Below are 12,800 nucleotides of genomic sequence, written 5' to 3' on the forward strand. Positions count from 1 at the left end.
GGCGATCAGCGAGCGAATCTTCTGGAACCTGGAAGAGAAGAAATGTCGAGAATGCTTTCGATGGACGTCGACCGCGGTTCCGCGGTATCGATGTCCACGCAGATCAAGACGGTTGTCCGGAGCCGTGTTCTCGACGGCACCCTCCCCCCGGGGACCAGGCTGCCGTCGAGCAGGAGCCTGGCGAGCGACCTCGGGGTGTCCCGCAGCGTCGTGGTCCAGGCGTACGAACAGCTGGTCGGGGAGGGCTACCTGCGCGCCGCCCAGGGCTCGGGTACCCGGGTCTCGTCCCACCTGCCGGTCGGCGCGTTCCCTGACACCACCGCCGTCACGCCGTACCCGGTCCGGTTCGATCTGAGGGCGGGCGCGACGGGCGCGGCGCTGTTCCCCGGCCGGGAATGGCTGATCGCCTACGAGGGCGTGGTCCGGTCGATGGACCGGGGCCAGCGGCCGGCGCACAACGCGCTGGGCGCGCCCGAGCTGCGCGCCGAGCTGGCCGGCTATCTCGGCCGGGTTCGCGGCGTGACCGCGGCGCCGTCGGAGATCGCTGTCACCTCGGGGTTCACCCATGCCCTGACCGCGGTGTGCGCTGTTCTGCGTGAGTTCGGCATCGACCGTCTGGCCGTGGAGGACCCGGGCGACCCGCGGCACCGGAGAGTGGTCTCCAGGGCGGGCACCGAGGTGATCGGCGTCCCGGTCGACGACGCCGGCCTGGACGTGGCCGCCCTGGCCCGGTCCGGTGCCCGCGCGGTGCTCGTCAACCCGGTCAAGCAACTGCCGACCGGCGTCGCGCTCTCCGCGCCGCGGCGGGACGCGCTCGTGGGCTGGGCCGAACAGGCGCGGGGTTGGGTGATCGAGTTCGATCCGGAAGGCCACCTCTGGTTCGGGGGCGGCAGCGCTCCGCTGGTTCTCCAGCGCCGCCTGCCCGACCGGGTCGTGTATGCCGGCTCGACCCGCAGCCTGCTCGGGCCCGGCCCCCTGCTCGGCTGGCTGGTCGGGCCGCCCCAGGTGCTCGACGCGCTGCGCCGCGGCCAGGCCAGATGGTTGGGCGCGCCGGACAGGCTCACCCAGCTGGCCCTGGCCGACCTCGTCTCCAGGGGCTTGTTCGACCAGCACATCCGCAGGGTTCGGGAGATGTACCGGGCGCGGCATGACGCCCTCAGGAGCGCGGTCGCCTCCTACCTGCCGGGCGCGAGGACCCTTGGTGTCGAGGCTGGCTCGCACAGTTATGTGGCACTGCCGGCCGGTGTCGACGACGCCCGCCTGGCCCTGGTCGCCGGCCGACGCTTCGTCCTCGCGCAGACGGGACGGGACTTCCGCACCGACCGGCAGGCGGCGGAACCCGCGCTGGTGGTCGGGTACGGAGCCGTCGAGCGGGACCACATCGCCGAGGCGATCGCGCTGATCGGCCACCTGGACGAGCGCGGCGCCGGGCGCCGGTAGGTGCGCGCAGCGGTCAGGAGACCGCGGCGGCGAGGAAGTTCGCCAGCATGGCCGAGCCGTCCGGCGTGGCGATGCTCTCCGGGTGGAACTGCAGGCCTTCGACCAGCAGGTCGCGATGACGCAGCCCCATGAGGTGACCGTCGTCGGTCGACCGCGCGGTGGCCACCAGCCCCGCGGGCAGCGGCTCGGCGACCACGATCGAGTGGTAACGGGTGACCGTGAGCCGGTCGGACAGACCGGCGAACACCCCGGCGCCGTCGTTGGCGATCGTGCTGGTCCGGCCGTGCATCAGATTGTCCGCCAGGCGTACCGTGCCGCCGAAGGCGAGTGCGATCGCCTGGTGGCCCAGGCATACCCCGAGCAGCGGGATCTCGCCGGCGAAGCGGTTGACGAGCTCCACGTGCCCGGAGTCGGCGGGGTGCCCGGGCCCGGGACCGAGCACGAGAGCGCTGGGCTGCCGGGAGGCAAGCCCGTCCGGAGTGTGGATCCCGGACCGGACCACCGCCGTGTCCGCGCCCAGCGCCCCCAGGTACTCGACGATGATGTGGACGAAGCTGTCGTAGGCATCCACCACGAATACGGTCATGCCAGCTCGTTTCCGGTGACCGCCCAGTAGGTGGCGCTCATCTTCGCCAATGTCTCGTCCCATTCGCGTTTCGGCTCGGACAGGGCCACCACGCCCGCGCAGCTCTGCGTGGAGTAGTGGTGAACATCGCCGTCGGGCTCGGGAGAGCGCCGGTGGACGATCGTGCGGATGCACAGCGCCAGTTCACTCCAGCCACGGACGTCGAGCAGGCCGACGGCGCCGGCGTACATGCCGCGGCGCTCGCGCTCGGTCTCGTCGATGATCTGCATTGCGCGGATCTTCGGCGCGCCGGTCACCGTGCCCGCCGGGAAGGTGGCCTGCAGGGTGTCCCACACGTCGGCCTGGGCCGTGAGCTGCCCGGACACCGTGGAGACCAGGTGAAAGACGTGGGAGAACTCCTCGACCGCCATCAGCGCGTCCACCGCCAGCGACCCTGGCCGGCAGACTCTGCTGACGTCGTTGCGGGACAGGTCGACCAGCATGATGTGCTCGGCCTGCTCCTTCACGCTGCTCACCAGCTCCTCGACCCGGCGCTCGTTGTCGGCTCCGGTGGGATCCCGACGGGTGGTGCCCGCGATGGGCCGCATGACGACGCGGCCGTCCTGGATGCGGAACAGCACCTCGGGGCTGGCGCCGATCAGCGTTACGCCGGCCTGGGTGACGAAGTACATGTAGGGCGACGGGTTGCGAGCCCGCAGTCGCTGGTAGACCCCGGTGGGGCCCAGCCGGGACCGGATGTCGATCCGGTGGCCGACCTGGATCTGGTAGACGTCACCGACGCGGATGTGGTCGAGGCAGCGCTGCACCCAGCCGAGGAACTCGGCGCGGTCCACGGTGTCGTGCACCGACAGCGCGGCGGGCGCGTCGGGCACCGCGGCCGGGGCGAACGGGACGTCCGTGCTCAGCTCGAGGGGGGACGGGACGGGCAGGTCGGGCCCGGTGGCCGTGAGTACGACCGGGCTGCGCTGCTGCCGGTCGAACCAGATCGTCCGCTGGAACAGGGTGACCGTCAGGTCCGGGACATCGGGCTCGGCCTCCCGCGGGCGGAGGTCCTCCATCAGAGCGGCGGCGTCATAGGCGACCGAGGTGAGGAAACCGAACGCGAACCGGGACGTGGGGACCGCGGTGTGGACCCGGAACAGGTTCAGCGCGCCGCGCAGGAGATCCCAGACGGCCGAGGGGCCGGCTAGCCGCGATCCGTCGCGGGTGTGCCGGGCGCAGTGGGCACGCAGTGCGTTCGCCACGGGCCCTGTTCCCGTGGCCCGCACCTGCAGACCGGTGACCGTTATCTCGGCGAGTCGCCCGATGCCGACGACGCTCCCCTGCCACTGGCCGGCCTGGTCGCGGTGCAGGTCCTCGAGCAGGAACACCTCCTCGTCGCCGAGCCGGTCGCGCAGCGCGAGAAACACCTCCAGCGCGTCCGCGTCGTCAGTCGGCAGCGGCGTGGCCTCGACCGACACGTCCAGCGGCGTGTCGGCCCTTTCTGCGGTGGCAGACATTCTTCTCCTCCGACGGTCACGACCGGGCGGAGGTCAGTGGAACATTTCCGCAGTGAGCGGGCCAGACCATCGGATGCGCCGTCGACCGGACCACTCGCCAATGCCGCGACGAATCCGGCCAGAGCCCGGCCAGAGCGCGATGTGGGTCAACCGATCCGGGTCATTGTGGCGCGACACCATGCGGCCGGGTGAGCCATAGTCGCATCACGGCGGTGACCGCCTGCGGCTGCTCGATCGGGGTGCGGGCGGTTCAGGCTCTTGAGGCCCTCGCGGTGGAGGTCGGCGCAAGCGACATCCTGCATGTCGCCGAGGCGCCCTACACGCTGGAAGCGGACTTGCCGGGGGCCGCCGACGCCAACGAGCGGGTGCTGCGTGCTGCCTATCTGAAGCAACACCCCCGTTCCGAGGAGAAGCGGCAGAAGAGCGTCGAGGGGGGCGATCAGGCCAAGGCCCTCTACCTTGCGCCGTACGCCGACAAGGAACTGATCAGTAAGGGTGAGTTCGCCCATGACCTGGCCACCCTCATCGGCCCAGACTTCGCCTGCCCGGAGTACCTCGCCCAGGCGATCACCGAAGTGATCAAGGTCTCCTGATGTCGGACGCCTCCACCGGGCTGCGCTTCAACCCGAGCCCGGCCCAGCGCTTGCTGATCGAGACACCGGGCAGCCAGGTCGTGAGGGTCTGCCCAGGAGCAGGCAAGACCCAGAGCATCGTGGAGCGGTTCATTCTGCGGCCTGGCCTCGACCCCCGACGTGGCGTCGCGCTCATCTCGTTCACCAACGCCGCGATCACGGCGGCCCAGGAGCGCTGCCGCGACCACCCGGAACGGCTCAAGGCCCCGAACTTCGTCTTCGGCCGCGAGGACGACCTCGACCAGCAGGCCGTCCGCCGCCTCGTCGCGTCCGGCCGGGGCCGGCCCCGCGACGCGGCCGCGACGGAGCGGGTGCTGTTCGCCCTGGTGGCCAACCGGGCACTCGCCCCGGCCTCGAAGCTGGCCGCCGCGGAGTGGATGAGCCACGACGTGCACATCGACGGGTTCGGCGAGGTGTCCGACGATGCCTGCTACCGGGCGATGGACTGGCTGCACCAGGTCCGCGGCGAGCTGGAGAAGCAGGTCTACTTCCAGGTCGCGGACCTGCTCAACCTCCAGGTCGACCTGCTGTTCTTCGACACGACCTCCACCTACTTCGAGACCGAGGACCCCGACGGCGACGTGCCGCGCGACTGGCGCGGCGAGCCCGCCACCGACGAGCACGGTCCGGCTCCGCTGAGGCGACCGCCGACCGGTTCGTCGTCTGCTTCAATCCCGACGCCGCGGCGCGCGACGCGGCGACCCGCGCCGAGCTGATCCACCAGCTCGAAGATCTCATCGCCGGCAGCGACACGCTCACCCCGGTGAAACGAGCCGAGCTGCGCGGGAAGATCTCGACGATGCCGGGCCTGAACCGGTTCCTGCGCATCACCCCCGGCGGGCTGCTGCGCACCGACAAGACCAGAACGAAGGCCGAGGAGAACCTCGACGGCAAGTACCTGCTGCGCTGCGCCGACCCCACGATGAGCGCGCAGGACATCGCCCTGGGCTACAAGCAGCTGCTCGAGGTCGAGCGCAGCTGGCGCGACATGAAGACCGTCCTTCAACTGCGACCCGTCTACCACCGGCTCGAAGAACGGATCCGCGCCCACGTCCTGCTCTGCTGGCCCGCTCTCCTGCTCGTCCGCGTCGCCGAGAACGCCACCGGCATGACCTGGACCCGGATGCGCCGCGAACTCGACCGCATCCACATCGGCACCTTCACCGGCCCCGCCGGCACCTTCCAGCAGGTCACCGAACTGACCAAGCCCGCCCGCGACCTGTTCGCGGCCCTGCACATCACCCCACCGCACACGATCCACCGGGCTCAGCGCGCCGGAACCCCGACCGGACCCGCCCCGAAACCCGCTGGAGCCTAGAGAAACGGCCCGCAGCGGCACATCGGCATGTCCACCCAGGTCACAGCCATGATCGCCACTCTAGGCAGACCGAGTTACGCGGAACGCAGGTGAAGGAGTCGGCTGGGGGTTTGTAGGCGGCACACTACGCACGACCGACAGTGAAAGACCCGGCACTGATCGTCAACTGTACGGCCGGTACGCCGTCAGCCCTGCCGCCGACCGGCCGCACTCGACCCGTAAAGACCGCTCAGCGACCGGTGACGAGGGCAGTGGTCTCGGCCGCGAGCCGGCGAGCATCGTCGGTATCGTGCGGGCCTTGGACAAGGGCGACCTGTGTGGCGCCGCGGTAGGCGGCGCGGCCAGCGGGCGGGTCGGCGACGAATGTGATGATCGGCGCTATGGCGTCGTCTGGCCGTTGCCCGGCGACGGCCCCCAGAAGGACGGAGGCGATTTTCATTGCTCGTCCGACGTCGCCGGCGAGGCTGGTCCTGACCAGCCGCCTGGGTCCCCACGTGATATAGGCGAGCGCCGGGTTGTCACTGGTCACGAGAATGCCGAGCAGCTCGTTGGCCCGCCGCTGCTGGGCATTGGATCGGACGAAGCTGAAGCGCTGCGCGGATTCGAGATCATCGAAATCGATCGCCCCGGCTTTCGCGCCCGGCACCGACGTGTTCACGACCGTCGGACGATCACTGTCCGCGAGCAGTGACGCCAGCCCGGTGAGCAGGATGTACTTGGAGACGAAGAAGAGCACCCACGATGCTTCGTGCCCCTCCGCGGTTTCGTGGCGCTTCTGGCGGATGAACGACGCGGCCAGCACGAGTACGTCGATGCGCTCGTGGGACGCCCGTATCTGCTCGACCACCCGTTCACTCTCGGCGACGAGGGAAAGATCGGCCGCGAGGAACGACGCGCGACCGGTCGCGGCCACGCCGTCAGCAGCCAACGAGGCGAGCAGCGCCTCGAACTTGGCTCGGCTGCGGCCCACCACGACGACCTGGTTGCCCTCCCGCAGGTAGTGACGCGCGAGTGCCGCCCCCATCCCGTCGGTTCCTCCAGTGATCACGACCGTTTTCATCGCCACTCCCACCATTTCGGAACATGCGTTCCGTTTTGGGGAAGATAGCACATCGGAACATGCGTTCCGATCGGCGGGGCGGGCCGCTAGGCTTGTCGTCGTGGAGCGCACGCAGGGCCCGCGGCGCGACGTGGTCGCCAACCGGGCCCGTATCGTCGAGGCGGCCACGACGATGTTGCGGGAGTGCGGCCTGAACGTCGACATGCGCGCCATCGCCAAGGAAGCGGGAGTGGGTGTCGGCACGCTCTACCGGCACTTCCCGACACGCCAGGACCTGGTGCACGAGGTCACCGGTACCGATCTGGCCGGCCTCGCGACGTCCGGCCTCCCGCCGGATCAGCCCGCGATCGACGCCCTCCGGGCGTTCTTCACCACGGCGCTGATGCCTCTGGTCCGCAACCGGGCGGCGGTCGACCTGCTCGCGAACGCCGAACCCTCAGGCGCCGACCTGCAGCGGTGCCTCGCCCACCTGACCGGCGTCGGACACGACGCCGTCGAACGCTCCCGAACCGACCACACCCTCGCCGACGACATCACGGCCACCGACATCGCCTATCAGTTCCTCGGCCTCGTGCGGATACTCCAACTCCTCCCACATCCGGACACCGCGGACATCGAGCACTATGTCGAACTCGCCCTCCGAGCGCTGCGGCGATGTTCTTAAGCCCCTCCACCCACCAGCTACCCGCTCGCTGGCGCCGGCCTACCGCTGCCCACCACCGCGGACGCGCTCACCGGACGACCCCTCAACCCGGGTCGCCTACGCCCGCGACAGCCGCCGCTTGCTCGTCCTCGCGTCGGCTCGTTCTTGCCGCCGGTTGAGGTGTGGGCTGGGCCGGGGTCGGGTGATCGGTGTGTGCTGGCCGGGCAGGGCGAGGAGGGTGAGGATCAGCGTGGCGGTGCCGAGGGTGGCGCAGATCCAGAGAGTTGTGTCCATGCCGTGGACGAAGGCAGCGCGGGCGGACCGCAGCAAATCCTCCGAGCCACGCTGGTGGGCCCACGGTGAGGCCGGCCGAGATACCCCGTCGCGCCGCATGGGCCGACGCGGGTGGCACAGGCCATCTATGTCGAGGTGGGCGCGGTACACCGCGCCGAGAACAGCGACACCGACCGCGCTGCCGAGCTGGCGCAGCGCCATGATGAGCGCCGAGCCGGCGCCGCCGCGCTGATCCTCAGCGACTACGACTACCTGGCCAGCTGGGCGACCAGCCTCGCGTTCGAGGTCCGCACCGCCGCCCAGGCCCAGACCATCCACGTCCACCGGTGGGTCTTCGCCGTCCCGCACGTCTGCTACCACGACGGCGACACCATCCAGGCCCGGGCCCCTGTTCACGGCACCCTTCCAGCCCAGCGCGACCGAGACGATCAGCTGGATGAGCTACGACGCCGACGTCGAGGTGTGGGCCGTCTCGACCGAAGCGATCAGCCGCGGTGACTTCCGGCTACGGGTCACTGCGGCTCCGCGGACCTGCACCAGCATGGCCGGACGGTTCGCCCACCTGCTCGATCAGGCCGACCGTGACCGGCTGGCCGCGACCTACACAGTGCGAACGTTGCGACCGGGGCGCCCGGCCAGCCGCTGGCGGCCCAGAGCGGCCGGGCTCGACGCGTTCGCCCACGCTGCCCCCTGGCTCGCAGCCTTCCAGACCGCCGGCCGCCAACTCGGCGACGCCGCCGCACAGACACACCTCGGCCGGGGGCTCCGGGCGATCCTCACACACGTATTGATCTTCCGCTGGAACCGGCTCGGCCCGTCCGCCACCAGCCAGGCCGTCCTCGCCCACGCGGCTGCCACAGCCCTCCTGCCACGGGACTGACGGACCATGAATGCGTGGAAGCAGTACATGCGCCCGGCAGTGCACCCAACCAGCATTAATGCGAACCTGAACCTGCAGGTCAACGGCCCGGCCGTGTCCGTCGAACCAGCCCACACGAAGACCCGTCGAGCGGGTTACGCCGGCAACACGAACGCCAGGAAGATGGGATAGAGGTTGAGGGGTGTGGCCGCACGTCAGCCGAAGATCTCGGACTCGGGACAGAGTGATCGGACCATGATGGTCAGCTACGACAAGAGCGGGTCCCGTCGAGCACAGCCTGCGAGTGCGGGCACCGAACCTTCGTTGGATGGCGCCAGACGGGACAGACCCCACGTGGCAAACATCACCACACCAGGAGCGGACATTGGAGTTCGCGGCGCGGACTGCTCAGAGAGCATGCAAGTTCTGTCCGTTTCCACGCACGTCGGAGCAGGAGGCCGCGGAGTGTCCACCGTCGAGGAGCGCGTAAAGAGCGTCGTCGTGGAGCAACTGAACGTCAAGCCGGAGGAGGTGACGAACAACGCGTCATTCGTCGAGAACCTGGGAGCGGACTCCCTGGACCTTGTCGAGCTGGGCGTGGCCCTGGAAGAGGAGTTCGGCATCGGTATATCCGACGAGGATGCCGAGGAGATCAACACCGTGCAGGACGCCATCGACTGGATCAACGCACACCGGCGGTAGGCGCGCTGTCGGGCTGTCGACGCGATCCACCGGAGTTGGTGCTGCTGGAAATCGTCACGGAGGGGACCAGCGAGTCTCCGGCGGCGCCGGAAGTGAGGGTGGGAATCGCGGCGTTCGCGAGCGCTACGCCGGCGGAATCCGTCAAGCTGTTTGAGGCAGGTTCTTCGGCCCGCACCAGCAGCTCGCGCCGAAGGTGTGGAAGACGTGGAAGTCGGCGCACCACCACCTGATGAACGGCAGCGGCCGGGCCCGCCCGCAGATCCGGCTCACCGTCGCCGCCGGCTACGCGTCTTACATGCTGTCGCGGCTGTCGTTCAACCTCGGGGACACCCTGGCTTCGCGCCGGTTCATCCGCCTCGCCGAAGACCACGCCAACCAGACCGACGACGTCGTACTCACCGCCTCGGTCGGGGAGATGGTGACCACGCTGGCGTTCTACGGCCGCCGCTACCAGGAAGCAGCCGTCTCGGCGCGCAAGACCGCCGTCGTGGCGGACCACCCGTACACCCGGGCCCGGATCGCCAGCTACGAGGCACGGGCCCTCGGCGCGCTCGGCGACACGGAGGGCACCCGGGCGGCGCTGAACCGGATGCGCGCCTCGGTCACGGACCTGCCGTTGCAGCCCGGCATCAGCCCGTTCGGCCCGGCCGCCGCCGAGATGATGTACGCTGGTTTCCTGACCCGTATCGGCGGTGGCGTCGAGGCCGAGCCGATCGCCCGTGCCGCGCTCGCCGCCTACGAGGGCGGCCAGGCGGGCGGGTTTGCGGTGGCGGTGTCGAGGTAGAGCTTGCGCGTCTTGGGGGCCTTGCGTGCCGCTTCCATCGAGCGGTTCCAGCTCGTCAGCAGCAATCCCCAGAGGGGGTCCAGACCCTCACGAAGATCGGCCATGCGCGGAAAGTTAACACGTGCAGAAGCGCTGTACTTGACCCTCAAGATCGTTGTTAGTCGGGTCCAGCGCAGGTCAGCGTGGGTTTGTGCACCCAACCAGCACTAATGCGAACCTGAACCTCCAGGTCAACGGCCCAACCGTGTCCGTCGAACCCGCTCACGCGAAGATCCGCCGGGCCGGCTACGCCGGGAACAGGAACGCTGGGCGCCCCTGAGTCACCCGTCCGCCGGGCCTCCTGCCCTCGTGGACGGGATCGACCTCGTTGACGCGATGGGGCTTGGGAGATCCGTGGCCTCGGGGCTGCGGCGAGCCGCTTCGGGTCTGATGCGTACAGGATGCGGGAGTTCCTTGCGCCTGTGGCGTGCAGCCCGGCGGCACGCCCGGGCTCGGAAGCGCGAGGATCGCGCGGTCCTTGGCGTCCAGGGTTGATGGATGAATGCACTGGGTCCACAGCGTGACGCGGAACCGGGTGCCGATCTCTTCGAGGTCTGGCGAGGGGAGCCCTGCGTCGAGACAGACGGTGGCCATCCGTTGGATGCCGCTGCCCACTGCTCGATCAGTCGCAGCGAGTGGAAGATCCGGCCGATGACCCGGTTGCGCAGTTTGGACACTCCGCGGCGGAGGTCGTCGACCGTCAGTCCGAACTGCAGGTGTCCCGGATGCCGGGCGGGTTGAGAGGTCGACGAGAATCTGCCGGTCGGCGCCGGCTCCCGACTCGCCTCGGCTCGCACCAAATCTGTCTGCCTCGTCCGAGCCTGCCCTGTGGGACCGCCGGGGCGGGTCAGCCCGCCCATGCCTTCAACCGGGCCGGTTCGCGGTGGGCGCCGTCGCGGGGCCATAGCTGGACGCGCCATTCGTCACCCGGCATCGTCGAACCCGGCCAGCCGCGATGCACGAACCCGCGGCCGGTGATCAGCGCCGTGTATCGGCCTGCGGGGACCTCGAGCCGCAGGTTCTGAATGGTTGTCGTCGACTCGTACAGGAGCCCGAACTCGTCGACGTCGATCGACGCGCTGAACGCCTCCTGCCAGGCATCAAGGTCGCCCGCTGGCTGCGCGGACCACCGTTCCACCCGCAGCGCCACCGCGAAGTTGCACTGGTGCGGGGAGAGTACGACCAGCAGCGGCCCGCCCTGCGCGACTCCGTCCGTGTTGATTGCATCGTGGGTGATCTGAACGGGGTCGATCTCGTCCCAGACATCGGTGTACAGGTAGAACTGCCCGTGGTCGTAGACCGCCGTCGCTTCCTGGACGTGCTCGCGCACCGGCTCGTCGGCCTTCGTCATTCCGGTGCTTCCCACGCTTTCTGTCGGGTCCGTAGTCCTGACCGGGCCAGATCCCACCACCGCGCGTGGGAAACCGGTTTCGGCCGCTGCCTGTCGTGGCGGCGCGCAGCCGAGAAGGGTGACCAGCGCCATCGCGGTGGTGGTGATGTAAGCCGCTTTGGCCGCCAGGATACCGAGCCGGCCGATCGGCGCTTTGTGGCCTGTCCTGGGAGGCCGAGGTAGGCCGGTGCCGGCCGCCGCCGTGGGAAGCGGCGGCCGGCACCGGCGGCATGTCAGGCTGGCTCGAGCACCACCATGGGGATCACTCGTGAGGTGCTGGCCTGGTAGATGCCGTCGTCGGGTCAGGCCTTGACAATTTTCACTCATATTGTCGGCTTCTCTTCTGGCGTCGCCGCCTCGGGCCCGGGGCCGTGCAGCGCTCACCCTTGAGCTGGACCTCGACGTCAGAGTCGGCCTCGAGGTTGCGGAACCACGCCGGCGGCTCCGGCACACCGCCACGCTGCGCCGCCTCGCCGACGCCCTCGTCGCCGAGATCACCGTAACCAGCCGCAGCCACATCCAGCCCACGTTCCGCATCCCCACCCAGCCGGCCGCCCCCACCGGCGGCAGCAGCGACGGGAAGGACGCAACGCAATCATCCAGCGACGCTACGGAGGTTCGCGCAATACACGGATCGGTGCGCCCGGCGGTGCACCCAACCAGCACTAATGCGAACCTGAACCTGCAGGTCACCGGCCCGACCGTGTCCATCGAACCCGCCCATGCGAAGGTCCGCCGGGCTGGCTACGCCGGCAACACGAACGCCAGGCGCTCCTGAGCTTTCGGTCCGCGTCGGCCGCCTACACGGCTCCGGACGCCGACACCGTCCCCGCGCTGATGGGGGAACTCGTCGACTGGCTCAACGCCGACGACGGCACCCACCTGCTGGCGCGCGCGGCCATGGCACATCTGCACCTGGTGTCCATCCACCTCTGGGCCGACGGGAACGGCTTACGGCCGGCCCCGCTTCCCGCAGCCGGCGCTCGACATCGCACGCACGCCGATGACCATGAGGAACCCGTACACCAGCTGACAGACAACCCGCGGACCTGCCGATGCCCGATCGGTGGTCACTGCCCGGCATCGGCCTTCATCGCTTGAAGATCCCGTCGAGCACGAGGGTCGGGGCCGTCCAGTTCAGCGACGCCCGCAGACACCGCCGCCGGGTGGACAGGCCGTGCACCGGACTGGTGGCGGCTTGTGGCAATCTGACCTGCTGTGAGCACGCGGGAGCACGGAGCCAGCTGGGATTTCTTCGTCTCCTACACCGCCTCCGATCGCGCCTGGGCGGAGTGGATCGCCTGGCAGCTCGAAGGCGCCGGCTACCAGGTGCTGATCCAGGCATGGGACATCGTCCCCGGCGATCATTGGATGGGCCGCATGGAGGACGGAGTACGCGGCAGCCGCAAAGTCATCGCGGTCCTCTCCCACGCCTACCTCGCCTCGGTTTACGGGCGCGTGGAATGGGAGGCCGCGTTCCGCGCCGACCCCCACGGACAGGCCCGCAAAGTCATCCCGATCCGCATTCAGGACTGCCCCCGCCCCACCCTCCTC

At 69.6% G+C, this 12,800-nt stretch carries 16 protein-coding genes and 1 pseudogene; 11 read left to right on the top strand and 6 right to left on the bottom strand.

Going from position 1 to position 12,800, the window contains the following annotated elements; all coding sequences use genetic code 11:
- Positions 1-42: 42 nt before the first annotated feature.
- Positions 43-1,440, top strand: a complete 1,398-nt coding sequence (locus FMEAI12_RS26280) for a PLP-dependent aminotransferase family protein (RefSeq protein ID WP_235014529.1) — start codon at positions 43-45, stop codon at positions 1,438-1,440.
- Between the two features lie 13 nt (positions 1,441-1,453).
- Here FMEAI12_RS26280 and FMEAI12_RS26285 read toward each other — a convergent pair whose 3' ends face one another.
- Complete coding sequence (locus tag FMEAI12_RS26285) at positions 1,454-2,026, bottom strand: aminodeoxychorismate/anthranilate synthase component II (RefSeq protein ID WP_112108208.1); 573 nt, start codon at positions 2,024-2,026, stop codon at positions 1,454-1,456.
- Positions 2,023-3,525, bottom strand: coding sequence for an anthranilate synthase component I family protein (locus FMEAI12_RS26290; protein ID WP_112108209.1), 1,503 nt, complete (start codon positions 3,523-3,525; stop codon positions 2,023-2,025). Before FMEAI12_RS26290 ends, FMEAI12_RS26285 begins: the two co-directional genes overlap by 4 nt.
- Positions 3,526-3,713: 188 nt before the next feature.
- On the opposite strand from FMEAI12_RS26290, the gene FMEAI12_RS26295 reads away from it, so the two are divergent.
- From FMEAI12_RS26295 to FMEAI12_RS37360, 3 genes are read left to right on the top strand one after another with little or no spacing between them, the layout of a single operon-like run.
- The gene (locus FMEAI12_RS26295) at positions 3,714-4,118 is read left to right on the top strand and encodes a hypothetical protein (protein WP_112108210.1); all 405 of its coding nucleotides are present in this window, start codon (positions 3,714-3,716) and stop codon (positions 4,116-4,118) included.
- On the top strand, positions 4,118-4,873 hold the full coding sequence (locus FMEAI12_RS37355; RefSeq protein WP_200835417.1) for a hypothetical protein: 756 nt from the start codon (positions 4,118-4,120) through the stop codon (positions 4,871-4,873). Before FMEAI12_RS26295 ends, FMEAI12_RS37355 begins: the two co-directional genes overlap by 1 nt.
- A 47-nt stretch (positions 4,874-4,920) precedes the next feature.
- Positions 4,921-5,475, top strand: coding sequence for a hypothetical protein (locus tag FMEAI12_RS37360; RefSeq protein ID WP_200835418.1), 555 nt, complete (start codon positions 4,921-4,923; stop codon positions 5,473-5,475).
- Positions 5,476-5,704: 229 nt separating this feature from the next.
- Here FMEAI12_RS37360 and FMEAI12_RS26305 read toward each other — a convergent pair whose 3' ends face one another.
- Positions 5,705-6,535: an SDR family NAD(P)-dependent oxidoreductase gene (locus tag FMEAI12_RS26305; protein ID WP_071059850.1), complete on the bottom strand. Its 831-nt coding sequence runs from the start codon at positions 6,533-6,535 to the stop codon at positions 5,705-5,707.
- A 100-nt stretch (positions 6,536-6,635) separates the two neighbouring features.
- Between FMEAI12_RS26305 and FMEAI12_RS26310 the strand changes: the two genes are divergently transcribed.
- Positions 6,636-7,199, top strand: a complete 564-nt coding sequence (locus FMEAI12_RS26310) for a TetR/AcrR family transcriptional regulator (protein ID WP_235014531.1) — start codon at positions 6,636-6,638, stop codon at positions 7,197-7,199.
- Between the two features lie 96 nt (positions 7,200-7,295).
- On the opposite strand, the gene FMEAI12_RS36730 is transcribed toward FMEAI12_RS26310, so the two are convergent.
- Positions 7,296-7,472, bottom strand: coding sequence for a hypothetical protein (locus FMEAI12_RS36730; RefSeq protein WP_160144327.1), 177 nt, complete (start codon positions 7,470-7,472; stop codon positions 7,296-7,298).
- 111 nt (positions 7,473-7,583) lie between these two features.
- Here FMEAI12_RS36730 and FMEAI12_RS38655 point away from each other — a divergent pair, with 111 nt between their 5' ends.
- The 4 genes from FMEAI12_RS38655 to FMEAI12_RS26335 all read left to right on the top strand — a co-directional run bounded on the left by FMEAI12_RS38655 (position 7,584) and on the right by FMEAI12_RS26335 (position 9,817).
- Complete coding sequence (locus FMEAI12_RS38655; RefSeq protein WP_235014533.1) at positions 7,584-7,970, top strand: hypothetical protein; 387 nt, start codon at positions 7,584-7,586, stop codon at positions 7,968-7,970.
- On the top strand, positions 7,909-8,352 hold the full coding sequence (locus tag FMEAI12_RS38660; protein WP_235014536.1) for a lantibiotic dehydratase: 444 nt from the start codon (positions 7,909-7,911) through the stop codon (positions 8,350-8,352). Before FMEAI12_RS38655 ends, FMEAI12_RS38660 begins: the two co-directional genes overlap by 62 nt.
- Before the next feature lie 444 nt (positions 8,353-8,796).
- Positions 8,797-9,033, top strand: coding sequence for an acyl carrier protein (gene acpP, locus FMEAI12_RS26330; protein ID WP_112108212.1), 237 nt, complete (start codon positions 8,797-8,799; stop codon positions 9,031-9,033).
- A gap of 193 nt (positions 9,034-9,226) precedes the next feature.
- Positions 9,227-9,817 (top strand): hypothetical protein, encoded by a 591-nt coding sequence (locus FMEAI12_RS26335; protein ID WP_235014538.1) that lies wholly within the window; start codon positions 9,227-9,229, stop codon positions 9,815-9,817.
- 886 nt (positions 9,818-10,703) lie between these two features.
- Here the strand turns inward: FMEAI12_RS26335 and FMEAI12_RS26345 are convergent.
- Together FMEAI12_RS26345 and FMEAI12_RS40190 are read right to left on the bottom strand one after the other, a co-directional pair.
- On the bottom strand, positions 10,704-11,207 hold the full coding sequence (locus FMEAI12_RS26345) for a hypothetical protein (protein WP_112108213.1): 504 nt from the start codon (positions 11,205-11,207) through the stop codon (positions 10,704-10,706).
- Positions 11,208-11,565: 358 nt separating this feature from the next.
- Positions 11,566-11,763: a nitroreductase/quinone reductase family protein gene (locus FMEAI12_RS40190; RefSeq protein WP_160144328.1), complete on the bottom strand. Its 198-nt coding sequence runs from the start codon at positions 11,761-11,763 to the stop codon at positions 11,566-11,568.
- A 275-nt stretch (positions 11,764-12,038) separates the two neighbouring features.
- Here FMEAI12_RS40190 and FMEAI12_RS40195 point away from each other — a divergent pair.
- Together FMEAI12_RS40195 and FMEAI12_RS26360 are read left to right on the top strand one after the other, a co-directional pair.
- A pseudogene (locus FMEAI12_RS40195) lies at positions 12,039-12,197 on the top strand (Fic family protein); the annotation flags it as partial.
- A gap of 267 nt (positions 12,198-12,464) precedes the next feature.
- Positions 12,465-12,800: toll/interleukin-1 receptor domain-containing protein (locus FMEAI12_RS26360; RefSeq protein ID WP_146776768.1), on the top strand; the 336-nt coding region annotated here is incomplete at its 3' end.

It is taken from the genome of Parafrankia sp. Ea1.12 (assembly GCF_900465275.1).
GTDB classification, from domain to species: domain Bacteria; phylum Actinomycetota; class Actinomycetes; order Frankiales; family Frankiaceae; genus Parafrankia; species Parafrankia soli.

What these genes read in the sequence shown, in the direction of transcription:
- FMEAI12_RS26280 (WP_235014529.1), top strand. Translation starts at nt 43, where the DNA reads ATGTCGAGAATGCTTTCGATGGACGTCGACCGCGGTTCCGCGGTATCG.
- FMEAI12_RS26285 (WP_112108208.1), bottom strand. Translation starts at nt 2,026, where the DNA reads ATGACCGTATTCGTGGTGGATGCCTACGACAGCTTCGTCCACATCATC.
- FMEAI12_RS26290 (WP_112108209.1), bottom strand. Translation starts at nt 3,525, where the DNA reads ATGTCTGCCACCGCAGAAAGGGCCGACACGCCGCTGGACGTGTCGGTC.
- FMEAI12_RS37355 (WP_200835417.1), top strand. Translation starts at nt 4,118, where the DNA reads ATGTCGGACGCCTCCACCGGGCTGCGCTTCAACCCGAGCCCGGCCCAG.
- FMEAI12_RS26305 (WP_071059850.1), bottom strand. Translation starts at nt 6,535, where the DNA reads ATGAAAACGGTCGTGATCACTGGAGGAACCGACGGGATGGGGGCGGCA.
- FMEAI12_RS36730 (WP_160144327.1), bottom strand. Translation starts at nt 7,472, where the DNA reads ATGGACACAACTCTCTGGATCTGCGCCACCCTCGGCACCGCCACGCTG.
- FMEAI12_RS38660 (WP_235014536.1), top strand. Translation starts at nt 7,909, where the DNA reads ATGAGCTACGACGCCGACGTCGAGGTGTGGGCCGTCTCGACCGAAGCG.
- FMEAI12_RS26345 (WP_112108213.1), bottom strand. Translation starts at nt 11,207, where the DNA reads ATGACGAAGGCCGACGAGCCGGTGCGCGAGCACGTCCAGGAAGCGACG.